This window comes from Coleofasciculus sp. H7-1 (assembly GCF_057473865.1).
This window is the reverse complement of record NZ_JBYCCT010000034.1, coordinates 121,199-147,590: the sequence shown is the minus strand read 5'-3', so window position 1 is coordinate 147,590 and position 26,392 is coordinate 121,199. Positions and strand designations below refer to the sequence as shown.

Annotated in this window: 27 protein-coding genes; 9 read left to right on the top strand and 18 right to left on the bottom strand. The window is 47.6% G+C overall.

Features of this window, described 5'->3' with window-relative positions:
• The first annotated feature begins 98 nt into the window (after positions 1 to 98).
• Positions 99 to 476, top strand: a complete 378-nt coding sequence (locus AC2VDX_RS09005; RefSeq protein WP_378182459.1) for a rhodanese-like domain-containing protein — start codon at positions 99 to 101, stop codon at positions 474 to 476.
• A gap of 308 nt (positions 477 to 784) precedes the next feature.
• Here AC2VDX_RS09005 and AC2VDX_RS09000 read toward each other — a convergent pair whose 3' ends face one another.
• The 6 genes from AC2VDX_RS09000 to AC2VDX_RS08975 all read right to left on the bottom strand — a co-directional run bounded on the left by AC2VDX_RS09000 (position 785) and on the right by AC2VDX_RS08975 (position 5,991).
• On the bottom strand, positions 785 to 1,408 hold the full coding sequence (locus AC2VDX_RS09000) for a ribonuclease D (protein ID WP_378182456.1): 624 nt from the start codon (positions 1,406 to 1,408) through the stop codon (positions 785 to 787).
• Positions 1,409 to 1,418: 10 nt separating this feature from the next.
• The gene (locus AC2VDX_RS08995; RefSeq protein WP_378182453.1) at positions 1,419 to 1,958 is read right to left on the bottom strand and encodes a CAP domain-containing protein; all 540 of its coding nucleotides are present in this window, start codon (positions 1,956 to 1,958) and stop codon (positions 1,419 to 1,421) included.
• Between the two features lie 180 nt (positions 1,959 to 2,138).
• On the bottom strand, positions 2,139 to 3,011 hold the full coding sequence (locus AC2VDX_RS08990; protein WP_378183036.1) for an alpha/beta fold hydrolase: 873 nt from the start codon (positions 3,009 to 3,011) through the stop codon (positions 2,139 to 2,141).
• Between the two features lie 13 nt (positions 3,012 to 3,024).
• Positions 3,025 to 4,218 carry an alpha/beta hydrolase fold domain-containing protein gene (locus tag AC2VDX_RS08985; RefSeq protein ID WP_378182450.1) on the bottom strand — a complete coding sequence of 398 codons (1,194 nt, stop codon included), beginning with the start codon at positions 4,216 to 4,218 and terminating at the stop codon, positions 3,025 to 3,027.
• Between the two features lie 11 nt (positions 4,219 to 4,229).
• Positions 4,230 to 5,018, bottom strand: coding sequence for an ABC transporter ATP-binding protein (locus tag AC2VDX_RS08980; protein WP_378183034.1), 789 nt, complete (start codon positions 5,016 to 5,018; stop codon positions 4,230 to 4,232).
• 79 nt (positions 5,019 to 5,097) lie between these two features.
• Positions 5,098 to 5,991: a branched-chain amino acid ABC transporter permease gene (locus AC2VDX_RS08975; protein ID WP_378182448.1), complete on the bottom strand. Its 894-nt coding sequence runs from the start codon at positions 5,989 to 5,991 to the stop codon at positions 5,098 to 5,100.
• Between the two features lie 116 nt (positions 5,992 to 6,107).
• On the opposite strand from AC2VDX_RS08975, the gene AC2VDX_RS08970 reads away from it, so the two are divergent.
• The 4 genes from AC2VDX_RS08970 (at position 6,108) to AC2VDX_RS08955 (ending at position 8,736) form a co-directional block, all read left to right on the top strand.
• On the top strand, positions 6,108 to 6,326 hold the full coding sequence (locus AC2VDX_RS08970; protein ID WP_378182445.1) for a hypothetical protein: 219 nt from the start codon (positions 6,108 to 6,110) through the stop codon (positions 6,324 to 6,326).
• 107 nt (positions 6,327 to 6,433) lie between these two features.
• Positions 6,434 to 6,691 (top strand): cytotoxic translational repressor of toxin-antitoxin stability system, encoded by a 258-nt coding sequence (locus tag AC2VDX_RS08965; protein WP_378182442.1) that lies wholly within the window; start codon positions 6,434 to 6,436, stop codon positions 6,689 to 6,691.
• 221 nt (positions 6,692 to 6,912) lie between these two features.
• Entirely contained in the window at positions 6,913 to 8,499 is a 1,587-nt protein-coding gene (locus AC2VDX_RS08960; RefSeq protein WP_378182439.1) for a glucose-6-phosphate isomerase, read from the top strand.
• 72 nt (positions 8,500 to 8,571) lie between these two features.
• Entirely contained in the window at positions 8,572 to 8,736 is a 165-nt protein-coding gene (locus tag AC2VDX_RS08955; protein WP_378182437.1) for a hypothetical protein, read from the top strand.
• 95 nt (positions 8,737 to 8,831) lie between these two features.
• Here the strand turns inward: AC2VDX_RS08955 and AC2VDX_RS08950 are convergent, their stop codons facing one another.
• Together AC2VDX_RS08950 and AC2VDX_RS08945 are read right to left on the bottom strand one after the other, a co-directional pair.
• The gene (locus AC2VDX_RS08950; protein ID WP_378182434.1) at positions 8,832 to 9,503 is read right to left on the bottom strand and encodes a 2OG-Fe dioxygenase family protein; all 672 of its coding nucleotides are present in this window, start codon (positions 9,501 to 9,503) and stop codon (positions 8,832 to 8,834) included.
• A gap of 220 nt (positions 9,504 to 9,723) precedes the next feature.
• On the bottom strand, positions 9,724 to 10,485 hold the full coding sequence (locus AC2VDX_RS08945) for an HpcH/HpaI aldolase family protein (protein ID WP_378182431.1): 762 nt from the start codon (positions 10,483 to 10,485) through the stop codon (positions 9,724 to 9,726).
• 95 nt (positions 10,486 to 10,580) lie between these two features.
• On the opposite strand from AC2VDX_RS08945, the gene AC2VDX_RS08940 reads away from it, so the two are divergent.
• Positions 10,581 to 11,246 carry a response regulator transcription factor gene (locus tag AC2VDX_RS08940; RefSeq protein WP_378183031.1) on the top strand — a complete coding sequence of 222 codons (666 nt, stop codon included), beginning with the start codon at positions 10,581 to 10,583 and terminating at the stop codon, positions 11,244 to 11,246.
• Between the two features lie 38 nt (positions 11,247 to 11,284).
• Here AC2VDX_RS08940 and AC2VDX_RS08935 read toward each other — a convergent pair whose 3' ends face one another.
• Positions 11,285 to 11,761 carry a low molecular weight protein-tyrosine-phosphatase gene (locus AC2VDX_RS08935; RefSeq protein ID WP_378182428.1) on the bottom strand — a complete coding sequence of 159 codons (477 nt, stop codon included), beginning with the start codon at positions 11,759 to 11,761 and terminating at the stop codon, positions 11,285 to 11,287.
• 331 nt (positions 11,762 to 12,092) lie between these two features.
• Between AC2VDX_RS08935 and AC2VDX_RS08930 the strand changes: the two genes are divergently transcribed.
• Positions 12,093 to 13,463 (top strand): SGNH/GDSL hydrolase family protein, encoded by a 1,371-nt coding sequence (locus AC2VDX_RS08930; RefSeq protein WP_378182425.1) that lies wholly within the window; start codon positions 12,093 to 12,095, stop codon positions 13,461 to 13,463.
• Between the two features lie 191 nt (positions 13,464 to 13,654).
• Here the strand turns inward: AC2VDX_RS08930 and AC2VDX_RS08925 are convergent, their stop codons facing one another.
• From AC2VDX_RS08925 to murC, 3 genes are all read right to left on the bottom strand, one after another.
• Positions 13,655 to 13,993, bottom strand: coding sequence for a YbaB/EbfC family nucleoid-associated protein (locus AC2VDX_RS08925; RefSeq protein ID WP_190410563.1), 339 nt, complete (start codon positions 13,991 to 13,993; stop codon positions 13,655 to 13,657).
• A 73-nt stretch (positions 13,994 to 14,066) separates the two neighbouring features.
• On the bottom strand, positions 14,067 to 15,047 hold the full coding sequence (murB, locus tag AC2VDX_RS08920; RefSeq protein WP_378182422.1) for a UDP-N-acetylmuramate dehydrogenase: 981 nt from the start codon (positions 15,045 to 15,047) through the stop codon (positions 14,067 to 14,069).
• 141 nt (positions 15,048 to 15,188) lie between these two features.
• Positions 15,189 to 16,727, bottom strand: coding sequence for a UDP-N-acetylmuramate--L-alanine ligase (gene murC, locus AC2VDX_RS08915; RefSeq protein WP_378182419.1), 1,539 nt, complete (start codon positions 16,725 to 16,727; stop codon positions 15,189 to 15,191).
• Positions 16,728 to 17,055: 328 nt separating this feature from the next.
• Here murC and nadD point away from each other — a divergent pair, with 328 nt between their 5' ends.
• A complete protein-coding gene (gene nadD, locus AC2VDX_RS08910) occupies positions 17,056 to 17,685 on the top strand; it encodes a nicotinate (nicotinamide) nucleotide adenylyltransferase (RefSeq protein WP_378182416.1) in 630 nt (209 codons plus the stop codon).
• A gap of 1,169 nt (positions 17,686 to 18,854) precedes the next feature.
• Positions 18,855 to 19,868, top strand: coding sequence for a type I glyceraldehyde-3-phosphate dehydrogenase (locus AC2VDX_RS08905; protein ID WP_378182413.1), 1,014 nt, complete (start codon positions 18,855 to 18,857; stop codon positions 19,866 to 19,868).
• Here AC2VDX_RS08905 and thiL read toward each other — a convergent pair.
• From thiL to AC2VDX_RS08875, 6 genes are all read right to left on the bottom strand, one after another.
• A complete protein-coding gene (gene thiL, locus AC2VDX_RS08900; RefSeq protein WP_378182410.1) occupies positions 19,865 to 20,881 on the bottom strand; it encodes a thiamine-phosphate kinase in 1,017 nt (338 codons plus the stop codon). The genes AC2VDX_RS08905 and thiL overlap by 4 nt on opposite strands.
• Positions 20,882 to 21,130: 249 nt before the next feature.
• Positions 21,131 to 21,943, bottom strand: coding sequence for an exosortase-dependent surface protein XDP2 (locus AC2VDX_RS08895; protein ID WP_378182407.1), 813 nt, complete (start codon positions 21,941 to 21,943; stop codon positions 21,131 to 21,133).
• 901 nt (positions 21,944 to 22,844) lie between these two features.
• Complete coding sequence (nblB, locus tag AC2VDX_RS08890) at positions 22,845 to 23,510, bottom strand: phycobilisome degradation protein NblB (RefSeq protein ID WP_378182404.1); 666 nt, start codon at positions 23,508 to 23,510, stop codon at positions 22,845 to 22,847.
• 96 nt (positions 23,511 to 23,606) lie between these two features.
• Complete coding sequence (locus AC2VDX_RS08885; RefSeq protein WP_378182401.1) at positions 23,607 to 24,071, bottom strand: CBS domain-containing protein; 465 nt, start codon at positions 24,069 to 24,071, stop codon at positions 23,607 to 23,609.
• 70 nt (positions 24,072 to 24,141) lie between these two features.
• A complete protein-coding gene (locus AC2VDX_RS08880) occupies positions 24,142 to 25,215 on the bottom strand; it encodes a M42 family metallopeptidase (protein ID WP_378182398.1) in 1,074 nt (357 codons plus the stop codon).
• Positions 25,216 to 25,302: 87 nt separating this feature from the next.
• The gene (locus tag AC2VDX_RS08875; protein WP_378182395.1) at positions 25,303 to 26,355 is read right to left on the bottom strand and encodes an SGNH/GDSL hydrolase family protein; all 1,053 of its coding nucleotides are present in this window, start codon (positions 26,353 to 26,355) and stop codon (positions 25,303 to 25,305) included.
• Positions 26,356 to 26,392 lie beyond the last annotated feature (37 nt).

Sequence of the window (26,392 nt, the reverse complement as noted above, 5' to 3'; positions counted from 1 at the left end):
AAATTTTGATAAGTGTAAAGACTTCATCTATAAAAATTTGCAAATCTTAAAACTTATTGTTAGATTTCAGACAACGCCATAGAAGATGATAGCCAACGATGAATAAGTTCTTTTGGATTATTCCGTCACCGCCAACGCTGCAAGCCCAATCTCGTGTTTATGACCTGAAAGCGCGGCTAGATTGGGGTGAACCGGCTTTGACGATTATTGATGTGCGCGATCGCAGCCAATTTAATATTAGCCACATCATGGGAGCCATCCCCATGCCGATGAACGAATTAGTAGATCGCGCCCTCACCAATTTGGAACTCACCCGCGATATCTACATTTACGGTGAAACCGATGAAGAAACAGCAATTGGTGCTACAAAACTGCGTGCAGCTGGTTATCAAGAAGTGTCTGAAATCAGAGGTGGTGTGGCGGCATGGAAAGCAGTAGGCTATCCAGTTGAGACGATTCTCAGTACTAGTTGTTAACGAATCGTGAATGGCTAATAGCCAATAGCTTAGGAACGTGGATTTATTAACCCCCTATTCCTTGTGTAGGGGCGTGTTTGTACCCATTGGTGTCAACTTAAGGTTGGCTTGGCGGTTGAAACCGCAGCTATAGAGACTCGCACCTACCGAGAACAGGTTTAAAACTTATGATTTTTCCTTAGTCCCCGCCAAGCGGACTTAGTTTGTTTAGCCGCGACTTCCAGTCACCAAAGCTTAAGTTGACACTAATGGGCAGTACCATGCCCCAACAGGACGTGAATGAGTGTAAGTTATTTAATTTTCATTTCTTAGTGTTCAAAAATATCCTTATATTGCAGCAAATCCAAAGTGACAACCGTGGGCAAACATTCAAAGCATTGCTGAGCCACTTCCCAGCGTCCTTCGCGTTGCAACATTGCAATTAGTTTTTGTCGCACGCTGAGTAGATAACGAACATCATTCGCTGCATAGCGGAGTTGTTCTTCGGACAAATTTGCCGCATTTCCCCAGTCTGAACTTTGAGCCGTTTTGTCAAGTTCTACCTTTTCTAGCTCTTGCACCAAATCCTTCAAACCGTGGCGGGAAGTATAGGTGCGAGCAAGCTTGCTGGCAATTTTAGTACAAAAAATGGGAGCTACGTGGATGCCCAAATTGTGCCGTAGTTGGGCGACATCAAAACGGGCAAAGTGAAATAGTTTTAGGACATTGGTGGCTTCCATGAGTTGTTTTAAGTTGGGAGCGTCTATCTGTCCTTTGGCGATTCGCACGACTGTAACTCGGTTTTGGGCGTCGCACAGTTGCACCAAGCATAAGCGATCGCGCTGGGGTAACAATCCCATCGTTTCAGTATCCACAGCGATCGCTGACTCTTGCAGATATTGAGACAATATCTCCTCGGAAAGGTCGCGATCGCATACCTGAAAATCTTCCAATTCTCTCTCCTTAGCGGCGTTTAATGAAAATTTGGGTTAAGTAATACTCGCCCTTTGCGTTCTTGGCAACACCCACCCCAGTTAAATCATACTGACCTTGAATATTTTTCAGATGACCGGGACTTTTTAGCCAACCTTCAACTGCTTGCTTGGCTGGATCGCTAAAGCCTTGATTGTACGCCACATTCTCAGCAGCAGCGCCATAAGAAATCGATTTACCAATTGCCTTAACTCGCTGCTCAAACCCATTATGACTGAAAGGAACCTCACCATTTGCCATTGCCTGACTATGTGCCCTCGCTTCTTTGCTAATTCGAGCATCTAGCGTCAGAGGTGGCAAATTTTGGGACTTTCGATATTGATTGATCAGTTGGTGAGTATACTCTTCCAAGGTTAGGAAAGTACTGGGAGAACTAGCCGGTCTGGGGGATGGGGTGGCTAGCGATTCTTCGGCTGGCGGAATGTAGCCATCAGGATTAGGGATCAAATCGCAGCCTCCAGCGCCAAGGACAAGCATTCCGAAAACCAGCCCCGCAACTAATTTTTGCATAAGTTCTTTAAATATTTGGGAATCAATGTAGCAATTCTTGCAGGATGAGAATATAAATTTGCACTATAGCAATCCTATTTTAGTTGTAAGCCAGCGCTTCAGATACCCGACTTTTTAGAGAAGTCGGGTATCTCGCCTTCAAGAATCATTTAGGAGTGCTATAGAGCCGGAAATTGTTTTTCAACTTGCCAAGAATTCATAGAGGGCAAGATAAGTTTCTTCTGGCGCTTCTTCGGGTAGAAAATGACCGCAATTGATAGCCTTACCGCGTACATCAATTGCTCGTTCGCGCCAGGTTTCTAAAACATCATATTTGCGTCCAATAATTCCTTTTCCACCCCAAAGAGCCAGCACCGGACAGAGAATTTTTTGTTCTATATCTAGGTTATCGTGTTCCAGATCGATGGTAGCAGCGGCGCGATAATCTTCGCAGGTGGCATGAATCGCAGCACGATCGCTAAAGCACCGAATATACTCAGCCAAGGCTTCAGGAACAAAGGCAGAAAAATCCTGACTCCATCTTTCTAAACAGGTGCGTAGGTAATATTCAGAATTAGCTCCAATCAAAGTTTCCGGTAAGTCATCGGGTTGAATGAGAAAAAACCAGTGGTAGTAAGCCGTGGCAAAATCTTGATCGGTAGTCGCGTACATTTTATGCGTGGGCGCGATATCTAATAATGCCAGTTTCTCAACTCGGTTAGGATGATCGAGAGCCATGCGATGAGCGACTCGTGCGCCTCTGTCATGACCGACTAGATAAAATTCTTCATAACCTAATTTTGACATTACCTCGACTTGATCTTGCGCGATCGCTCGTTTTGAATAATTCCGATGCTCCGGTTCGCCTTCCGGCTTAGAACTGTCGCCGTAGCCTCTCAAATCTGGTGCCACTACTGTAAAATTCTCAGCTAGACGAGGTGCTATTTTATGCCACATAACGTGGGTTTGGGGATAGCCGTGCAGCATCAGTAGCGCCGGACCAGATCCCGCCTTGACCAAATTGATTCTAGCTTCAGTGGTATCAATTTTAGCCACATCAAAATTAGCGAACATTGTCATTGTTTAATTAACGCAGTGCCCAATCTAAAAATCGCTCAGTATGATAGAGCGCTAGCTGGCTGCTAAGCCCTTGAAAGACAGCATCAAAAGCGTGTTCAGCCCAAGGAATTTCAAGCAAAACAGATATATTTCCATCTGCACGCAGGCGTTGATGCATTTGCTGGATAAATTTTAATTGCACTAGATGATCGCGACTTCCATGTACAAATAAAGTTGGCGGTAGCGATCGCCTAACATAGCTAATCGGTGAAGCAAGACGATACCGATCGGGCATTGTAGCAGGCGTTCCACCCATAAATGTTTCTAAAACCGCTCGCGTATCGATGGGATCGGGACGTGGCGGGTTAGCATAGCCTCCAGGCAGATCAACCGGGCCATAGTAGCTAACCACTGCTTTTACAGGCAGTGCATCCGGCTCATAAGCCGCCAGCATTGCCAAATGTCCGCCAGCAGAACGTCCAACCATTGCAATCCGTTCTGGGTCAGCCTCGTACTCAGCGGCGTGTTGGTGGATGAAGGCTAAGGCAGCACGCACGTCATCCAGCTGCGCCGGAAAACGGTAGCGCGGCGTGTGTCGGTAATCAATGGCAAAGACACTATAGCCCCTCGCTGCCATATAACGGCTAAAATCAGCGTTTTGGGTGGGGTCGCCGCTCCGCCATGCCCCAGCGTAGATGATAATTAGCGCTGGATAATTGCCGACTTGTGGCGGTCGGTAGAGATCCATGCTCAACGGGACACCGTCTGGTTTTGAAAAGACGATGCCAGAGGTATAGCGACTCTCACCCGGATTGATGCCTCGAAACACATCAGCCAGCACGAACGGTTGTTCGCGCATCCCTTTTTGCTGACGATTGGGCAAATTTACACTGTAATCGCCGAGACCGTTTTGCATTGCCACTGCTAGATGCTGTTGTGTTGCTGGCATCTGCAACAGTGGCAAGACACTCAAAAGCAGTGCCAACAAACTAGCACCCAAAGCCAGAAATTGCCACGGAGTGCGACGTATCATCACCAGTGCCAACAGACTAGCGATCGCGTTTAGCACCACCAACCAAGGACTCACTTCTGGTGCCCCCACCCCTAATGGCAGTAGGGACATCGTGGGCGCTGGAACCACAATCCAGGAACTCAAGAAAAGTGCCGCGCCACTCAAGAGCAATACTAACGTCTGGATAATTACCGCAAGCCAATGGGACATGATAGGCTGCTCTATTGCCCCAGGTAAGCTTCTAAAACTTGTGGATGGCGCTGAATTTCAATGGGAGTCCCCACAGCAAGATTGCGACCTTCAGCGACAACCCAGACGCGATCGCACAAGGACATGATTACGTCCATATTGTGTTCAATAATCAAAAAGGTCATGCCCTCCTGATTCCATTGGGTGATGTAGTTGCAGATTTGTTTAATCAGCGTCGGATTCACTCCAGCCGCCGGTTCATCCAATAAAATTAGCTTCGGCTGCGTCATCAGCGCCCGTGCCATTTCCAGCAGCTTGCGTTGCCCTCCAGATAGCGCCCCAGCGTAATCCTGCGCCTTCGCTGCCAACCCCACCGATTCCAGCAGAATCGTGGCTCTTTCTCGCTGCTGCCGTTCTTCCTTCGCCACCACATGGGGTTGAAAGCAAACTTTCCAAAAGTTTTCCCCCGTTTGTTTTTGAGCTGCCAGCAGCATATTTTCCATTACCGAAAGCCGCGATAGCACCCGCGCTACCTGAAATGTGCGAACCATTCCTATCTGAGCAATTTGATATGGCTGCAACTGATGAATCGGTTCGCCGTCAAAAATCACCCGCCCTTTGTCTGGATGAATGAAGTTTGATAGGAGATTAAACAGCGTCGTTTTGCCAGCACCATTCGGGCCAATCAGTCCCGTGATACTGCCAAGAGGAACCATAATCTCAACATTATCGACAGCCCGAACTCCGCCGAAGCTTTTACAGAGTCCGCTGGCAGCTAATAAAGAGATTTCTGAGGGTTGGGGTTTTTGGTCTGCTTCCACTAAATTTGGGCTTGCTTCGAGATGCTTGCCGCCACCGTTTAAAGACCCCTCAGAGAACCGATTGGGCGGAATGTGCGAGTTATTTGCCAAGGGTCAGTTCCTCTTTTTTCCCTAAGATACCCTGTGGACGCCAAACCATCAGCACCATCATGATTAAACCAATCACCATGATTCTAAATGCCCCTTCCCGCGAGGCATCGAGATGCACCAACTGAGGTAAGTAAAAGCGAGTTAAACTATCGTAACCCCAGAAAATCACCGCCCCCAGGATCGTGCCCACGTTGTTACCAGCACCGCCCAATACAACAATCGTCCAGGCGTAGAAAGTGGTCAGCGGTTCAAAGTTATTCGGGTAAACCGTTGTCGTCTGCCATGCTAAAAAAGCACCAGCGACACCGGCGATCGCTCCTCCCAGCATAAAAGATTGTAGTTTGTACCAAAAGACATTTTTTCCCAGTGCTTTGGGAATTTGCTCATCTTCTCGGATAGCTTTTAGCACTCTACCCCAAGGCGATCGCACCAACGTCTCCAGCAGCCAAAACGTCAGCCCCAATACCAGCAGCGACAACACCATCAACCCAAGCTTATCTCCCGGTGGCAAGGCATACCCATATACCCCAAACGATCCTTGCCGGAATTCTTTGCCCATTGGCAACGGCTGATTATTGACAACCAAACGCAGCAATTCGGAAACGCCGATGGTCACAATTGCTAAGTAATCTTCCCGCAACCGCAGAGTTGATAAACCGATCAACAGTCCTAACAGCGCTGCTAAAACAGCACCGATAACCACCCCGAAAATCAGGGGAACCCCCTGCAAGCTCAACAACACAGTGGTGTATGCACCCACTGTCATAAAGGCAATATGCCCAAAATTAATCAGTCCTGTGAACCCCCACTGTAAATTTAAACCCAAGCTAAACAGGGCAAAAATTGTCGTAGAAATTGTCAAAAAAATCAGATAGCCAGCCATGCCACGCTTGTGAGACTCAATAAACTATAAACTATCAACTCTAAACTTTAGATTGTCCAAGATCCCTCTAACAAGAAGGCTCTGGGGAATGTTACTTTGTTCGCTGGTGTTTAATTATGAATTTTCTCAGAGGTCGATTACAACGCTTAACCGCTCAGCTGCCTGAGTTAATCGATCAACTCGCTGATGACAACTTGGATGACGCCTGGAAAGTTCTACAACAGATTTATTATGACCTGTATATCCTCAAAGCCATCCAAGAGTCGAAGCATACCGTACAGCCTGGGGAAACCCTAACCCGCGAAGAAGCTCTCCGGATGTTGCACTTCCCCTAAGTTCTCTCCTGTTCGCCAGTGGCATCAACTGGTAAAAAGCGCTTTTATCCAAATTTCACAGTAAAAAGAAAAAGTATCTGCCATTTGGAGTAAGAGCCAGTTGCCCTGTGAAACTAGAAGTGCGCTATGCCCGGTCTTTTCTGCGAGACCTGAAGAACTTAGAATACGCAGCTAGAGAGCGGATCTATGAATTCGTCTTTGAGGAGTTCATGCGGATCGATCGAATTACCGACTTGCCGGAACTCAGGGGAATCGGGTCTGATAATATCTTCTACCGCTTTACGATAGATGACTATCTGATTGCGATTGAAGTGACAGGGCATCTCGTTAAATTTCTGCGGGTTCTGCCCAAACCGCGTCTTTAGGAGGCTTACGTGGTAGAAGTCGGTCGTTGTAACGGGTGGATTGATCGGGTGGATTTTCCCAGATAAATCTGCCCGTACAGGAGTCTAAAGCCATTCTAAATCTCGATTTGGTAGGAGTGGAATTGCACAATTGCTGAATTCACAGGCTAATTCGTCAAAAGTGATGCTGAAGCTTACCTTAAACTTGTGTTGACTGAAAACACGCTTATTGAGATTTACTTATGGATGCTGCTGCACTTTGGCAACGTTACCAGGAATGGCTCTACTACCATGAGGGGTTAGAATTTTACCTTGATGTCAGCCGGATGCGGTTTGATAATCAGTTTGTCGAGGCGATGCAGCCGAGGTTTGAGAAGGCGTTCAAGAATATGGAGGCATTGGAGGGAGGCGAAATAGCTAACCCTGATGAAAACCGCATGGTGGGTCACTACTGGCTGCGCGACTCTGATTTAGCCCCCACACCGGAAATCAAACAACAGATTGTCAAAACTTTAGAGCAGGTTGAAGCGTTTGCCCAAAAAATCCATAGTGGCGAAATTCATCCGCCCAATGCTCCAAAATTTACCGACATTGTTTCGATTGGCATCGGCGGGTCGGCGCTGGGACCTCAGTTTGTCGCCGAAGCGATCGCCCCAGACTTCCCACCCCTAGCAATCCACTTCATTGACAACACCGATCCGGCGGGCATTGACCGTATCCTCACCCAGCTCAAAGATCGGCTTAACCGCACCCTCATCTTAGTCATCTCCAAATCTGGGGGAACGCCAGAACCCCGCAATGGCATGGTAGAAGTGCAAAAAGCCTTTGCCGAGCGGAATCTGAACTTTCCCCCTCAAGCTGTCGCCATCACTGGGGAAGGCAGCAAATTAGATCGGCAGGCGAACTCAGAAGGCTGGCTGGCAACCTTCCCGATGGAAGATTGGGTGGGAGGACGTACCTCGGAGATGTCAGCGGTAGGATTGCTCCCAGCCGCCTTGCAGGGCATTGATATCCGCGCCATGCTTGCCGGTGCCAAAGAAATGGACGCTGCCACTCGCCTGCCCCAAGTTAAGAAAAATCCAGCCGCACTACTGGCGATGAGCTGGTACTTCGCGGGAAACGGCAAGGGCGAAAAAGATATGGTGGTGTTGCCCTACAAAGACAGCCTGCTGCTATTCAGCCGCTATTTGCAACAGCTAGTAATGGAATCTTTGGGCAAAGAAAAAGACCTTGATGGAAATATTGTCTACCAAGGGATTGCTGTCTATGGCAACAAAGGCTCAACCGACCAACACGCTTACGTGCAGCAGCTGCGAGAGGGTGTCCCGAATTTCTTCCTCACTTTCATTGAAGTCTTAGAAGACCGGCAGGGTGACTCCCCCGTCGTCGAGCCGGGAGTCACATCCGGCGACTATCTCTCTGGTTTACTCCAGGGAACCCGACAAGCTCTCTATGAAAACCATCGAGATTCTGTCACCGTGACGATTCCTCAGGTAAATCCCCGTGTGCTTGGTGCGTTAATTGCTCTGTATGAGCGGGCTGTAGGACTTTATGGTTTCCTGGTCAATATTAATGCTTATCACCAGCCAGGGGTAGAAGCGGGTAAAAAAGCTGCCGCCGCCATTCTCGACTTGCAAAGACGAGTATTGATGGCGCTACAAGAGGAAGGCGCTCCCCTTTCTTTGACTGACTTGGCCCAGAAAGCGGGTGCCTCCGATCAAATTGAGGCAATTTACAAAATTCTGCGCCATCTTGATGCCAATCAGCGGAGTGTTGTCTTAAAAGGTAATTTGGGCGAACCTAGCAGTTTGATGGTTGCCGCCACTTAAACGGCTCTGACAAATATCCTAAATTTGGCATTTTAGAGCGAAGACAAACCTTCAACTCGAAGGATCCTGAATATGGCTCTAATCAAGGGGATTGAGATCCGTCCGCTAGCTTCCGTGAAGAGGGGAGTGGCTGAGTTTTACATCCCCTCAGTCCAGTCACGAAACAATGCTGGTAGTGCGAGGGAGTTTTGTGCTGGTAGTGTTGCTCGCGCCGATGCTATCAGTACATTCCTTTAAGCGATCGCTATCCCATAGGTTCCAATCGCGGTAACAATTCCCCTAGGCGTCCCCCACTCAGCATCTGAAACTGAGAAATTAAATCCTTCTCCTGTTTAATTTGTCAATAAACTGGGGCAAGTCAGAACAAATACGTCCCTTGTTCCTTCACCATGAAATAGCGGCTGAATGGGAGTTGTATAGTGAAAAAATTCCCGATCGTTGACTAATAGCAGTTCGCCCGGATGGAGAACTTTAGAAAAAACCGCGTCATGCTTTTTGGATTTGTAAAGATGGGTTTCTCCACCTTGAATATTTTCCCGTCCTACAGAAAATATGCCGACAAAATCAGTCCCATCTCGATGAATCCCTTCAGGCGCTGGGTTTCCATAATTATCTGGCGAACAGGTAGTTCTAATTTGATGAACTCCTATTTCAACGGCTTCTGAGTCGAGTTGGCAGTAATCAATAAATGCCAAAACAAGTTTTTTGAAATCTTCAAGCTTAGTAATGGCGTCATCTAGTTCGGCATACTCTCGCTTGATATCACCCACTAAGGGATTGTATTGCTTGCTTTGAAACAAGTAACCATGCGGTAGCTTGATTAACTCATTTCCAAATACTTTGAACCGAGATAGTCTTCTGAAACGATAATTATTTTTGATGTAAGGGTCAACAGGAAGATCGCTAAAGAATGGCTTAAAACCTTCTATTTTTACGGAATGGACTTTGTGTAAGGTAAACATCATGGCATAAGCCAAATCCGTCGATCCCGGTAGCGTTTGCATTGTTTTTTCTCCAATACGCTTCGATCCCCAGTTTTTCTTCCTACTTAAGGAAGACTATTCTTTAAGCATAAACTTAGAATTTTGAATTTGGTTGTTCATGATACAAACTTAATGCAAATTTTTGATAAATATTCCCTCCCCACGACTCGGTGAAATGTAAAAATTTAGATATAGTTTTACATATTCCTTCCTTCTCTGGGATTTTACTGAATCGGCAACCTTAAGTTCGCACTGCTTTTACCAACGCCTCGCAAGCTCGCAGGAAAATACCGACATCCACACCAAGCGCGATGTACTGAACCCCGGCATCAATCCACTGCTTCGCCGTTTCAGGATTATCGGCAAATGTGCCCGCAGATTTCCCAGCATTGCGAATAGTGGTGACGCATTTTTGCATCAGCTCAAGCACCCGCGAGTCTTGCACTTGCCCCGGAATGCCCAAGGACTGCGACAAGTCATAGGGACCGAGAAAAATGACATCAATGTGGGGCACGCTGACAATTTCTTCGATATTTTCGACGCCGCGAATCCCTTCGACGTGAATGACAATCAGAGACTCTTCGTTGAGCTGATTTGTAATTTGCGTCCCTGCTGCTGCGTACACGCCAGCACGGGTGTAAAATGAAAGTCCACGCGAACCAAGAGGGCTATATTTGGCACCACGCACAACATCCGCCGCGTCGGACTGAGTTTCTATCTGAGGCACTTGGACACCGGCACTGCCGATGTCCAGTGCCCGTTGAATTTGCGGTGTGTCGTTCTTGCGGATGCGTACAATCGGTGCCAATCCCACGCAGTCGGCTGCACGGCACAGGTCTTCGGCAACCAGTGTGTTGAGGGCACCGTGTTCCATGTCAATCACGGCAAAGTCAAATCCTGCGTGTCCGCAGATTTCTATAAACGCTGGATAGGCGCAGTTGATGAACGGGCCGAGGACGACCTCACCTCGCTTGAGTTTTCGTTTTAGTTGGTTTTCACGCATTGGTCAGTTTTCACCTTAAGAGGCAGAACAGTGTTCCCACTTTTAGGATGGACTTGACCTATTCTAGGGGTTATGTACGCTCTTCCTCTGTGCCCATGCCTTTGCTCATCGTGGTTGCCGATGACGATCCAGGAATTCGGCTTTCTATATGCGATTATCTGGAAATGTCTGGCTACTCAGTCATTACAGCTGAGGATGGTCAAGCAGCTCTCAGTTTAGTTGAGTCATATCATCCTCATTTGCTGGTAACAGACATTATGATGCCCCGGATGGATGGCTATGAACTGGTGCGGCGTCTCCGTCAACGCCCAGCGTTTCGTTTATTGCCAGTGATTTTCTTAACGGAGCGTGCGAGTACCTCAGAACGGATTCGGGGCTACCAATTAGGCTGCGATCTATATCTGCCCAAGCCGTTTGAGTTGGATGAGTTAGGGGCAGTGATTCGCAATCTTTTAGAGCGATCGCAGATGATTCAAGTCGAATGGCGATCGCTTATTCATGCTGTTGCCACACCAGAGAAGGAAGTTGAAGCTCCTCGGCTTCCCCAACATACTCCTTCAAACTCATTCAACTTGACTCCGCGAGAACAGGAAGTTCTAGATTTACTCACCAAGGGTTTATCTAACGCCGACATCGGCAACGAGCTGCACCTCAGTCCTCGGACAGTGGAAAAGCACGTCAGCAACCTGCTGAGAAAAACGGAAACTAGCAACCGAGCCGAACTAGTGCGTTTTGCCTTAGAGCATCATCTAGTGGAATAGTCAATCGCTAATCGCTAATTGTTGAATTTGATTAGGCATTAGTTATTAACATGACTAACGTGTTGTAGCAGACCCTCACAGGCATCTAAAAGTAAATCGATGACTTGGTTAAACCCCTCCGGGCCACCGTAGTAGGGGTCAGGCACCTCAGTCGCAGTATGGCGGGTGCAAAAGTCACACATCAGCCGCACCTTGTCCCGATACTTCCCAGATGGGTCAAGGGAGAGGATATCGCGGTAATTCTCCCGATCCATTGCCACAATCAAGTCAAAATCCTCAAAGTCAGACTTTTGAAACTGCCGCGCCCGACCTTGGAGTTTAATTCCTGTATGTCCTGCGGCTACTGTCATGCGTCGGTCGGGGGAACGACCAATGTGATAACCTGCGGTACCGGCAGAATCGCAGACAATGCGTTCTTCTAAGTTTGCTTGCTCAATTAAATGGTTCATGATGTTCTCTGCCGCAGGCGACCGGCAGATATTACCCAGGCAAACGAATAATAACTTGTAGGACATTTGATGATAAGATGTCTAGTTTTGTACGTTTAATGATTGATACACTTCCCCACTCACAAGTCCCTAATTCCGCACCAGCATTTAGGGAAAAGTCAATCGGTATAACCCATTCATCATAAGTGGTCATCTACCCCGGTGTTAAGTTTAGCAACGAAATTGTTGCATACTGCGATCGCGGTGGAATAACGGATGCCGGGATCGAGCTAATCTTTGGCTTTGTTATTCCGCCTTACTCCACCGGCAACTCATGAAAGCGAAAGGCAAACATTTAATCATCCCTTTTTCGCCTTTTACTTCCTTTGTTCGTTGGTCATTTGAGGTTCATTACTTAATGTTTAAGAAGTCCCGCTACAAACCTTACCAAAAACGCCGCCAGCCGCCTTCGCTTCTGATCCTACTCCTGGCTCTGCCCCTGATTTTGATTCTCTTGGAACTGCTTGCACGGATTGTTGTGGGCGTTGCGGGCAAAAATGCTGAATTGACAGCCTATGAAGGTGAGCCAGCAGAAGTTACCGCCTACGGTCTTAAATTCCTCGATCAAAACCAGCAACCCTACGGGGGGTTACCGAATGACGGGCGTCTGGTTGCCAAACGGCGTTTATCAGTGGGATATCAGCTGGCAGGAAATCAGCAGAGCAAATTCTGGCGCATTAACGAACAGGGTTTTCGTGATGACCAGCCGGTTTCCAAAGCGAAACCCAAAGATGAAATTCGGGTTTTCATTTTGGGCGGTTCCACAGCTTTTGGTCAAATGAGTTCCAATAACCCCACCACGTTTGCCAATAAACTGGAAGGTAGCCTCAATATCCGGGTAAAGCAGCAGAAAGCTTCCCCAGAGAAATTTCGCCCGGATTTCTTGCCCTACTACAAACCAGAACGGGTGAAAGCACTTGCCTTGCCACTACGGATTCGGGAAGGCAACTATCGTGTCATTAATGCGGCGGTTCCCGGCTATACTTCCGGGAACGAACTGGCTGAGTTTGCCCTCCAGATTTTGCCTTACCAGCCCGATGCGATTGTGGTTTTGAATGGGTATGCAGATTTAATGCTACCCAGCACTGAAAACGAAACAAATATCCCTCATGTAGAAAACTTTCTGAACAACGCAGCAGGGCATCTATGGTTTGAGCTGAATCAGGACATGAAGCGCTGGCTCAATCAAACCTATTTAGTGAAAGCAACACAATATTGGCTGTTAAAGCCGCAACCGTCTGTGGAGCGGCTTAGTATGGCAGTGAGTGAGGAAAGCGTCCCTTTAGCACAACGTCTGGCAGCTAACACAACTGAGCTGGAGCGTCGAGTTAAGCGCTATCAAAATCACCAGACACAGATGATTCGTCTGACAGCAGCGGCACAGATGCCTTTGGTTTTGGTAGTTCAGCCAGAAATCACCGGGCGCTCAACGAATAATCTTTCCCTAAGAGAACGAGAGCTTTTAAACGAACTCGGTTCAACCTATACTCAGCGAGTGCAAGCCGGTTATGGACAATTAGAAACAACGACTGGGCAGTTACAGCGAAGTTTTCCGCAAAATGTGAAAGTGCTGAATTTTTACAAGCTTTACCAGAATTTTCCCGGTCAGGCTTTTTCAGACGCCATTCACTTGACGGATGAAGCCAATACGGTGCTGGCAGATCGACTCTACAAAACGTTTTTGGAGTTACCGCAGCTACAGATAAAGCCCGCAAAGCCACCGCAATAAGCAAGGGAACGGGGGAGAAAACAAGAGTGTAGAGCCAAATTCTCCTCTGCTCCTGAAGCTTCTCTGCCTATCTTAAAAGATTGCCAACCCAAGAACTATTTATCGCCGTTTTGCCTACGATTAACTGGGTGGCAGGCGAGACGCCTGCCTTACAAGATCGTTCGATTGATTCTTGGGAAATCCTTTAGGGGTTACAGTGGCAGATCGAGTCCGCTGGTGAGGTCTTCCATGCGCGATCGCATTGTTGCAGTGGACTTTTCGTAGGCATCTTTCATTGCCGCTGTTACAAGTTCAGCCAGAGCATCTGCTCCCTGATTGTAGGCGTCTGCTGAAATTTCCACTCGCAGAGGTTCTTGATTGCCGCTGAGGAACACCTTAACGCTTCCACCGCTGCTCTCTCCCCCAATCTCCATTTGCTCCAATTCTTCTTGAAGCCTTTTGGCACCTTCTTGAACCTGCTGCGCTTTTTTAAAAGCTTCGGCTAGTTCTTTCATTTTGCCTAAGCCAAAGCCAAATCCTTTTTGTGTCATAACTATTAATGCCGTATGCGATAGACTTGCAAGCCAATTTCAATCTTAGTATCCTTGGCGTCTGGCGACACCTTTAAGCAGGCTGAAACTCACCTAAGATTTTCACTTCTGGTTCTAAGCACAGAGACCAATGCTGTTCCACTTGCTGCTGAACATAGCGAATCAGATGGAAAATATCGCTAGCTGTAGCACCGCCGCAGTTGAGAATAAAGTTGGCATGGCGCTGGGCGACTTGGGCACCGCCAATCTGGTAGCCTTTGAGTCCAGTTTGTTCAATCAACCAGGCGGCTTTGTGGGAATCAGGATTGCGGAAAACGCTGCCGCAACTTGGCAAATGGTAGGGCTGAGTGGTTCGCCGTTGCTCTAGATGTTTGGCGGTTGTTGCCATAACTTGGGCTGGGTCGGCTCCCGGTTGGAGTTGGAAGGTTGCCTGCGTCACCAAGCGATCGCCTCCTTGCAGGATTGAGGTGCGGTAGGCAAATCCCAGTTGTTGGGGTGTCAAAATCTCAGCTTTTCTGCTGGGTGAGAGGACTTGGACGTTGACTAAAATATCAGCGGTACAGCTGGTGTGAGCGCCTGCATTCATCACCACTGCGCCGCCGACTGTGCCGGGGATGCCAACTGCCCATTCCAACCCTTGCCAGCCGCGTTCTGCTGCCTGCCATGCGAGGCGGGCAATGGGTTCTCCGGCACCTGCACTCACCTGACCCGTTTCCGGATCGAAGTGGGTGTGGCGGAGATGGCGAGTACAGATTGCTAAACCGGGAAGACCTTTGTCGCTCACCAGTAAATTTGAACCGGCTCCCAAGAGAGTGATCGACAATTCTTGATACCGCGCCCACTCAAAACTGGCTTGCAGTTCTTCGGTGCGGCGGGGAGCTACATACCATTCGGCTGGGCCTCCGACCCGAAAAGAGGTCAAGCTAGAGAGGGGAGCTTGCGATCGCACAATACAATCGGTTCCAGGTAGGTAAAGGGGTGAAGAAGACTTGGGGGATTTTTTCTGGGGGGAAGAAGCGTCTACAACGCTGGGTGGATCATAAGAGAGAGTCATATCAATATCACAATTTTGAATGCCGAGACATCTGAGGCCACAACATGAGTTTTGAGTAATTTTGAATGAATCTGTTAGCTGGGAACTTACTTTACTCACAAGTACGACTTCAATTCAGCTAACGGATTCAGTCATCACCGATTACTTGAGGCTGGCTTCGTCAGTTTTTTGATAGAACGCCATGACCTCAGGAATAATCTGATTGAGGTTCCCCGCCCCCAAAAACAGAGCCAAGTCGCCCGGTCGGAGGATTTCTGTAAGTAACTTACAGATTGACGGCAGAGACGGTTGGTAATGCACGTTCGGATGATTAGCCGCAACTAATTCCGCGACCTGTTCACCGCTAATTTGCCCCAAATTGGGTTCTCCGGCGCTATAAATATCGCACAGAACCACAATGTCGGCATCTTTAAAAGATTGAGCAAATTCCGGTAAAAAAGCGAGCGTCCGGCTGTAGCGGTGCGGTTGGAAAATAGCGACAAGCCGTCGCGGCGGCAACACTTGCAAGCGCGCCGCTGACAGTGTTGCCAGAAGTTCGCTGGGATGGTGAGCATAATCATCCACAAAGTAGATACCATTGCGCTCGCCCCGCAGCTCAAATCGGCGGCGGGCACCCTCGAAAGTAGCGATCGCCTCTGCAATTACCTCAAAATCCATCCCCAGCTGACGACCCACAGCCACGGCTGCTAGGGCATTGCTGAGATTGTGCTTTCCTAGCAACTTTAAGGAGAGCTTCCCCAAAATTTCTCCCCGTTCCCAGACTTGTGCCTCTGTGCCATCAGCCCGATAATCCACCTCATCGACTGTATAATCAGCCCCAGAATCTCGCCGCAAGCTGTAGCCGATCGTGGGTTGCAGACAATCTCTGACTACAGCACAATCAATGCACCCCACCAAGGTTTTACAGCGTTTGGCAAATATCTGGAAGGTGGTAATCACCTCTTCGAGCGATTCATAGTGATCTGGATGATCCAGTTCAATGTTTGTAACCACGCCAATTGTGGCTGAGAGTCTCGATAAAGACCCATCTGATTCATCCGCTTCCGCGACCAGATAGGGGCCGTCTCCCAACCGCGCGTTGCCTCCCCAGGCATTCACTTCACCGCCGACCACGATTGTTGGGTCTAATCCTGCTTGTAGCAGTAAATACCCAATCAAACTACTGGTTGTGGTTTTCCCATGAGTACCAGCGACAGCAATACTTTGGTAATGCTGGATCAAAGCTGCTAATAAATCCGAACGATGAAAAATCGGACAGCCTAATTCAATGGCTGCCCGATATTCAGAGTTTGCCGGATTGATTGCGGTTGAACAAATCACTTGGGGTAGAGCCATTGCTCTAAGTTTTGCAGATGACCCTCGACTAGACCGGGTAGCTCCAGTTTCTACAGGTTCCCAGGATGGTTCCTGGCGATCGCTTATACCAATAACTGCCGTTGGTAATGCTTCGTAGACTGAGTCCTCGGTTGGTTGAAAAAATTCCAAGTTTGAGGCGTCTTGACTTCCAAAAACATGAGTGCCAACGGCCTGCAAACGTTTAGTAATATGGCTGGAATGAATATCCGATCCAGATACAGGCAGCTTACGCTTGGCTAGAACGTAGGCGAGAGCTGACATTCCAATTCCACCAATGCCGATGAAATGAAATGGCCTCCCGGTAAAATCAACAGTATTCGGCATCTTAACTCCTTACACACCACACACACCAGGCTGCACGGATAACACGCGCTATCATATCAAGAATTGATTTTTCCTGATACAACCTTGTCAAGATTTACAGCACAATCCCAAAAGCGCGATCGCAGAATGCACTTTTCTTCGCTTAACTGCACTTTAGGTCATTTCTAAAAAGAGCGGCTTCTATCATGGGATGGTTTTTATCTTTACACGTCAAAATGCATTTCAGTCCGGAAACTTCTTGCAAAGACTAACACCAAGACAGTAGCAGATCATCCGCATTTTTACTGCTTAAGCTGGAGAATAGGAGACAAGCCACAACGGATCTTGTATGCAAAACTTGGGAATTTTGGGTGGCACCTTTGATCCCATTCACTGGGGACACCTGTTGATGGCGGAAACTGCCTTATCTCAAGCGTCTCTGAACCAGGTCATTTGGGTACCGAGTCGTTGTCCTCCCTACAAAGTGGCGGTGGAATTTGAGCATCGCGCTCAAATGGTGCAACAGGCGATCGCAGACCATCCAGCCTTTGTCCTCTTGCCTGTGGAGCCAAATTGTACCCGTCCAGATTATGCCATTCATACACTGCTTGACCTACAAAATCTCTACTCCAGTACCCACTGGTACTGGATTATTGGCATGGACGCTTTTGGAAACTTACCCCGTTGGTATCGGCGTCAGGAACTTGTACCAGCTTGTGAATGGTTAGTAGCACCGCGTTCAAAATCACTTGCCTCAATGGATGATCCTCAGGAGAATTTGTGCCACCAGGTGCAAGAGCAGCTTGCCGCCCAAGGGTTGACTATTCGCTGGCAGTTGTTGAAAATGCCAAAAGTGGGCATCTCATCGAGTTTGATTCGCCACTACTGTCGCCAAGGACACTCAATTCGTTATTTAGTCCCAGAAGCCGTCAGAGTATATATTTCCACCCACAACCTCTACGGAGGAGTTAAGAATTAAAAATTAAGAATGAATTATTTTTTATTTTTATTGCATAGACAATGCTGAACAGTGTCTGATGCCTGTCGCGTCCCTCTGAATGGGCGAACTCTTACCTCCATTGCACTCAGCTCTTCTTGCATTCCACAATACTGGGCTTACATTGCCCGTAGATCTTCTGCCGAAACCCGTTTTTTGTTATTTATTTGGCGAATTCAACTTGATGGTCATTGAGTTTCACTTTTAAGCACTAAGTCATAGAAGGCGATCGCTTCTTGATATCATTTCAAATGATTTGATAGCACATTCGCCATCTGCATCGGAATCGGATTACTCACCAATCGTGCTTCAAGATCGGGTAATTAGGCTGGAGCTATATGGTTTCGTCATAGCAGGGAGGCGATCGCTTCTGGATACTGTCCTAAGCTACTAAGCGTGTAGCCTCACAAATACCTAGCGAATAATCTGGCTTTAGTTTTAGCCCCTAGTCAAAAGCTGCGATAGCGAAGCGTGCGCTCTACTCGCATTCGCTTGTTTATACTTACCTAGTCGCCGCAACTTGCTAGGTAGCTTAAACAACTCATCAGCACCTCTACCTTAAGTAACAAGTTTCGCGGTAGGTGTTGAACGGCGGGTAATATTAGATTTTGGCATCTAAGCCAGCGCCCGATTGCTTGCCATTTCTGTACTTATCAGAGTTCCTAATGCTACCGCCAGCAAAAAATTGAAATTCTTCATCGTATGCTTTTAGGTGCTATTCATTCTAAAAATAGCTACGAATTTTTGTAGAGACTAACAAGAAAATACGCAATGAAATTAAAAGCTTAATCGCTTAAATGCGAGAAAAAACTAACAAAATAATAGTTTTGACCAAAATTTAATCTGCAAAAGCTTCTGAATAGGTTAATTTGAGCCTCGACTTGCTACGCTTCCCCTAATCTCTGGCGATGGGATTTCAGAACTGCCGCAAAATTGTATGCGATCGAGATGCTATGTAACACGCTGCTCGTCGCCCTCTTGCCCCAACTTTTGTCCTCTCCCCGGTAAAAACGCTCCTTTGCGAGATCCCAACCAAATTCGATTGAGGAGAATCGCTGCAAACCACTAGGTAGAATTGTTCAGCCTTTGCGATATGATTGGGGTCATTAACAGGAAAATACTGTAGGTCACCAGACAGAGGGCAAGACGCTGTGATTAGAGTAGCGATCAACGGTTTTGGACGCATCGGACGTAACTTTATGCGATGCTGGCTGGGTCGGGAAAATAGCAATATAGAAGTCGTCGCTATCAATGACACTTCTGACCCAAGAACCAACTCCCACTTGCTGAAATATGATTCCATGCTGGGGAAGTTTAACGCTGATATCAGTTACGATGACAACTCCATCACTGTTAACGGCAAAACGATCAAATGCACATCGGATCGCAACCCAGAAAACTTGCCTTGGAAAGATTGGGAAATTGACCTAATTATCGAATCAACTGGCGTCTTTACCAGCAAGGAAGGGGCATCCAAGCATTTAAACGCTGGAGCTAAGAAAGTTCTGATTACCGCTCCCGGTAAAAACGATGACGGCACCTTTGTGGTAGGCGTCAACGATAAAGACTATGACCACGACAAGCATGTTGTGATCAGCAATGCCAGCTGCACCACCAACTGCCTAGCGCCCGTTGCCAAAGTGCTGCACGAACAGTTCGGCATTATCAAAGGCACGATGACCACCACCCACAGCTATACCGGCGACCAGCGTTTACTGGATGCTTCTCACCGGGATTTGCGGCGGGCACGGGCGGCAGCGCTCAACATTGTTCCCACCTCAACGGGTGCCGCCAAAGCAGTAGCTTTGGTGTTGCCAGAGCTGAAGGGCAAGCTGAATGGGATTGCTTTGCGGGTGCCAACTCCAAACGTTTCCGTAGTGGATTTGGTGATTCAAGTCGAGAAGCAGACCTTCACTGATGAAGTGAACCAAGCGCTGAAAGCTGCTGCTGAAGGCCCGATGAAAGGCATTCTGGAATACAACGAACTGGAGCTAGTCTCCAGCGATTATCGGGGTAGCGATGCTTCTTCCATTGTGGATGCCAGTCTGACGATGGTTATGGGCGGAGACCTGGTTAAAGTTATCGCTTGGTACGACAACGAGTGGGGTTACAGTCAGCGGGTTGTAGACTTGGCTGAACTGATGGGTCAGAAGTGGAAAGCTTAAAAATGCTGAAATCCTTGGCTTAGGGTGAGTTGTTGGTCGGGATAGACGCCGGTGGAGTCTACTAATAAGACGTTTGAGCCGGTAGTAATTTTGCCGACCACAGCTGCTCCTTTGCCCAGTCGTTTTATTAACGCCTGGGCTTTTTCTAGAGGTAAGCACAGCACCAGTTCAAAGTCTTCACCACCGTATAAAGCCCAGTTCAGAGCTTGTTCGGCAGGCACGAGCTGAGTAAGGGCATGAGTCAGGGGAATCTCACCGCGCTCGACATAGGCGCCCACTCGACTACACCGGCAGATTTGCACAATGGCGTCTGCTAGACCGTCGCTGCTGTCCATGCCAGCCACTAGCATTTTAGATTTTGGATTTTGGATTTTGGATGGGGAATCTAAAATTTCCCACAAAAGCGGCAACACATCTAGCCTGGGCTTGGGACGCTGGTGAGCTTCGATTAAAGATGCTTTCTCAGTGTCACTGAGGTGTTGACCCAACTCTGGGTGAAGCAGTAATTCTAGACCAGCTCGTGAGGCTCCGTGAACGCCAGTGACGACAATGGCATCCCCTACCTGAGCATTTGAGCGCCGAAGGATCTGAGTTGGGGAAACTTGACCAAAGGCGGTAATCGCGACGGTAATCACCGATGAGCGGCAAATATCGCCGCCGACGATGGCTGTGTTGTATTGTTGCAGGCATTCGGTGAGTCCCTGATAGAGTCGCTCAACCCAGGTGACAGGTGTATCACCAGTGACGCTCAAACCTACAGTAATGCCTAGAGGAAGTGCCCCCATTGCGGCTAGATCGGATAAATTGGCAGCTGCGGCACGCCAACCAGCGTCTTCTGGGGAAGTGGTGCGATCGCTAAAATGAGTTCCATCTACCAGTAAATCTGTCGTCACTACCAATTCTTGACCGGGCTGAATGGTCATCACCGCCGCATCATCCCCCACAACTTCCGGCGGACAAAAGCGCTGCAATCTTTCTAATAAACCTTGTTCTCCAATATCTCGAATTTTCATGCATCTAAACTATTCAGTGTCTGATAGTTTAGCGGCTAGAAGAAACGCGATCGCTAAAATCTACTCATCCAGCAACACATCTGTCGTCGCTACCAGCAATTGTCTAGGCTGATCTCAAAATGACAATATCTGGGGTGTACCAATCTGCCTCACCCCAATCCTCTCTAAATTGGCAAAAAAAATTGGGACTAGAAGGCTTGTTCAGCATCTAATCCCGATTAATATGTGCGTTGTTTAAAAAATTGAGAATTAGGAAACCTTAGCAGCTTGACGGCGGCGGCGAGAAACCACTAAAGCACCTGCTACCATTCCTAAACCCGCCAAGGTTGCTGGTTCAGGCACGTCTTTGGTAGCTACTACCTTATAGTCAGGACCGTTAAAGCCCTTGAAGCTTGACAGCCGGAGACCAACAGCCTTCTGTGACCCCTTCAGACCTAAAGAACCAACCTTCTGATTTTCGTTGATTTCTTTGGTGTTGATACTGTAGCCAGCATCCGTCCACATATTTCTGGTAATCGTGAACGTTTCTAGCACGTTTCCAAATTTATCCAGAGAATCAACCTTTAGATCGCTGTTCCCAGCTGTCTGAGTAGCCCCAGGCTTCGGATTGCCTCTTTCAAAGAAGAAGAATGTGTCTGTTGCCTTCCCGAAGAAAACTTCGATTATAGATGTTCCATAGTCATCTTCAGTGTCAATGATGCTGTTGAGATTCAAGTTGCCTAGGCTAGCAACGATATCAGCAGCAGCGGGGTGTTCCTTTCTAGGTCCCTCCGGCAGATACGGATCGCTTACAGTATCATCTCCGTGGTCGGAACTGCCAGGACCGAAATTTTTCAGGTCATTTTGGATAATTTTGGCACCTGTAACTAGAGAGAAGTCTTTGATCGTAGTGGAATCAAAAGTAACTGCCTCTAGCTTGATATCCTTTTTGGGGTCAGCAGGATTTGGAGAAAAGGTGGTATCGAACGTGAAGGGAGCAAAAGCCTGAGCCGAAGTTGCACCAAAAGCTAGAAGGCTGCCAGCCATTAAGCTGATGAAGGCTGAAGTCTGTTGAAGTTTCATCTGGTTCACCTTAATTGATCCGAAGTTTAGGATTTTAAATTTCCGCATATTCAGCGTTTGAGTTTTGTTGCTATTTTTTAGTTGAACCTAGTAGTTTGCTTGAGTGTTCCGGATGATTTTGTTGGAAACTACTTAAGCACCTGATGAACGAAGAATGGTTATCTAAGAGATGACTCTAGCTTTTAGTAGCAAACTCAGGAGACCGCGTAAATATGCTTGGCTTTGTTATTCCTAATATAGGGAATCCTCCGAGCGGATAGCAATCATTCGGACGTATCTTTACTGACTCTTTAACATCACCCGTAGTTTCTACAGAAACTTGTAAAGCTGGAGTGAAGTAAAGGTCTGGGGCTAAGAATATATATGTATCCGGATTTTTTACGATTAAATAAAAACAATCTATAAAATTTCCGGGAAACTACGGCTTACTAAATTTCTATTATTTAAAGAAAATAAAAGGCTCTTCATTACTTGGTATGCTAAAAAGTTGATTCCAAAACTTGAAAGGCTTACCTAGCAAGGTATAACGATTTTGGACTGTATTTTCTATTTAATAAACGCTAAATTGGCTTAAATTCATGGCTAGTATAGCTTGTGGCGCTTCTTGACTATAAATTTAGCATACCAACTACGGAAGAGCCAAATAAAATAACCGAGAAATTACTGACAACGGAATAGTTTAACTGCGGGAAATACTGAGAAAATGGCTTTGAAAACGGCTGGAGTTAATAGTTAGTAGGAGAAAATACTTAAAAAAATGGATGCAAAAACGGGCGAAGCCTTTCCCAATTTGGGGATAAACCCCTGGTTAAGGAGAGGAATGCTTCGCCCGTTCAACTTCCAGCAAAGAAAACGGATTCTATCAGACTAGGGAAATTTTAGGGTTACTTTAACCGGCTATTCAAGCGGATTTTAAACAAGTTTGTGCTTCCTGGGCTACTTGCTCGACTTGATCATTCGCTAGAGCTTCTAATGTCGAGCGTGCTTCTGCTCCACCCAGGCGATTGAGCGCCTGTACCACCCGGTAGCGGATCTGCCAATCCGAATGGGTGGAATAGGGAACGATGAGGGGAACTGCACGCGGATCTCCCAATTCTCCCAGAGAAGAGATAGCAGCAGTTTGTACTAAGTCGTTACCAGAGGTGAGAGCTTCTTCTAGTAGTTCAAACCCTCTGCTGTCGCCCATTTCTCCCAAAGCAGCAACAATGCTGAACTTGACGAGCCACTCAGGGGTTTGGTTGTAAACTTGCTGCAAGTCATCGAAGGCTTCTTTTAACTGTAGCGCTCCCAAAGCATCAGCAGCGGCAGCTTGGACATCTGCTTCCGAGTCATTGAACAAGCGATCGCGCAAAACGGTCAAAGATTTTTGTAAATCTTCTTGTCCCAGGGTATCCATCTGGCTGACAGCGGCATATCTGACGCGGGTATTGCTGTCCGTCACGGCTGGTTGTACCAGCTCAAATGCGATCGCCCGTTCCAGCTGGCGCAGCTGGTTAATGCCACGAATGCGATCGCCAAAATTTTCTGAACCCAGCAATTCTCTAACAGACTCAGGGGTAATGCTCATTATTATTTGATTATTGATTAGTTTTCAGTTGTCACTCGTTATGAGTCATTAGTCATTAGTCCTTTGCGGCTTCCTCCCAATGACTAATGACCAGGATTAATCGATCTCAGATGCCATTGCCCGCACAATATCCCCACGGGTGAGGATACCAATCACCTGACCATTTTTATCAATCACCGGCAAGCGGCGAACATTTCGCTCGTGCATCAGCGCAGCGGCTTCCCGTAAAAGTTTGTCCGCTGTAATGGTAATCGCATCGTGGGTCATCACTTCCCCAACCGTTTGCCCCAGAGACTTGTGCAAGTCTCGTTCAAAGGTGGCTGGATTTTGCAGGTAAATCACGCTATCTAGAAACATGATGTAAGCCGGGGGAGTCACCCCTTTTTCTTGCCACATCAAGTCAGTTTCCGAGATAACGCCCACCAATTTGCCAGTTTGCTCGACTACTGGCAGACCGCTGATGTGTCGTTCCGCCAAGATTTGGATGGCCTCCTTGAGAGGTGTTTCAGTCCGTACCACGATCGGGTCGCGGCTCATAACGTCGGCTACAGTTTTGGGCATACAAGGCTTAACTGCTATCACAGGATCACTGGCTTAATTGTAAGGAATTGCAGGGATCAATTGTCCTTTGTCAGTTATCAGGTGCTGTTGACGAATGGCTAAAGTCGGTTTCGCAGTAGGCGCACAGGATATGTGTACAGTTAGCGATCGCGCCTAAATGTGCAATCTCATAGCCATGCGTGTTTTGCGTCGGAAACGCCAGACACGCAGCACGGGCGACATGACCGAACTTCATAGCAATTGAGCCATCGCTGCCAAAACCACTCAACGTCGCCAATTGCACAGGGATATTCAGATTCTTGGCAACTTGCCGCAACTGACGATTTAAAGCTTCATCGTAGATTCCATAGCCATCTTGGGAAAGCAACACCGGCGCAATCCCATCGGCAATTGGGTATTCGGGAGCCAAAGGACAGATTTCCAGCGCAATCAAAGCATCCACACGTTGCTTCTGAGTAAAGTACATTGCCCCAATTGCGCCAACTTCCTCCTTCGCAGAAGCCACCAGATAAATATCAACTGGAGGCTGCTTTACCGTTTCAGCCAGCGCTAACAAAATCGCTACAGACGCCTTATTATCCAGCGTATAGCTGGCAATCCAATCCTTCAACTGCACGGGACGCTTGCGATGCTTCCCCACCACCATTCGGGTTCCCGGTCGAATTCCCGCTATTTCTAGTTCTTCGGGCGTGCATTTGGTTTCCACCCAAGCATCTTCCCAGCGCACTGGTTTGTCTTCCTGCTGGGATTTTTGGGGGGATTCATGGGAGATGTGGCGCGATCCAAAAGAGAGAATCCCAGTAATTGTTTGCTCGTCTCCCAGTAAGTCTACAGCGCCCTCGCCATAAACCCACGGAAACGCGCCGCCCAGCCTCCGTACTTCCACCCGTCCCTCGTCGCCGACTTGTTTGACAATGCCGCCAATTTCGTCTTTATGGGCAGTGATGGCGATGCCTCTCTCTTGCTTTTGACCGGCTATTTTGGCAATGATATTTCCGGCATTATCCTGCCAAACTTCCACTCCCAGCGCTTTAAATCGACTCATCAACAATTGGTCAATTTCTTCCTCCGCACCGCTGGGAGAATGGTGCAGCACTAACTCTTCAATAGTGTTAAACAGATTGTCGTAATCCAACAAAGTCATGCTTAAAAGTATGAAGTGTGAAATATCAAGGATGAACGGTGAAATTTAGCCTTAACATGAACTCCTTCATCCTTGAGCCTTCATCCTTTATACTTCAGTCTTTATTGAGCTGGCTTTTTTCTGTTTGCGCCGCCTCAGCGAACTCGCCCCTAAAGCACCGAAGGCTAATATCCCCAATGCAGAAGCCGGTTCCGGAACGCTTTTTTGAGGTTCGGGCGCTGGTGTCAGCGCTGCAAATGCTAAGTCTGCCACTAGCTTATGACCAGCGGTTGTGGGATGGATGTCGTCCCAGAACAAAAAACTGTCTGGGTTATCGCATACATCGTAGTTCAAATCAAAGGGAAAATTGTAGTTGGTTAGGCAAGAGCCAGTCACATTTGTGAAACCAAATTTCTCTTTATTTGTGATCGCATTGTTAAATAAAGAATTGATATCGAGAGATTTGAGGTTGATTCCGTTTAATGACTGGCTCAAACTAGCAAGAGTCTGGCTCAAGCCCAAGTTATGTAATCCGGTCAACTGGCTGAGACCGTTGGACACATTACTACCACCACTAAGACCGATGGGAGCCTTTCCCAAATCTGGTAAGTTAGCCACGAGGAAATTTCGAGCGCCAACGTTGAAAAGCGATGTCACCGCCGCCGATATATTCTTGACTGGCTCAGTCGGATTTGTAACGCCACCACCGAGGTAATCATTGCCACCTGCCCAGACTATATATAGAGCTTCTGAGTCAGCAGATTGATTGGTTGCCGCCAAACCACTCTTAAAGAAATTGATTTCCGTCTGCAATCCCGGTAAAAGCGAACCAGCGACGTTACTGCTTCCTGAGGTAGCACCACCGAAAGCGAAGTTAATGCCGTCGCTAGAGCTAGCACTTCCTCCAAGGTTAGTGAACAGAGCCGGAGCTAATCCCAACTTATCGGCTAAAGCCTCCACCCAGAGCGGGCCATTAGAAAAACGTCCCTGATAGTAGGGTGGAGTTTGGGGAAAGAATCCTTGCGTAAGATTGAACACATTGCCAGTATCTGAGAGGCTGTCACCAAAGACGTAAATTTTATCAAAGGACGCCGCTACTGCTTTAAGTGGCAATAGGAAAGAAAAAAGCACAAATCCTGTGGCTAGAACTTGCTTTTTCATGGTTATCTTTTTCTCCGTATTTTCTGCTACGTTTTCC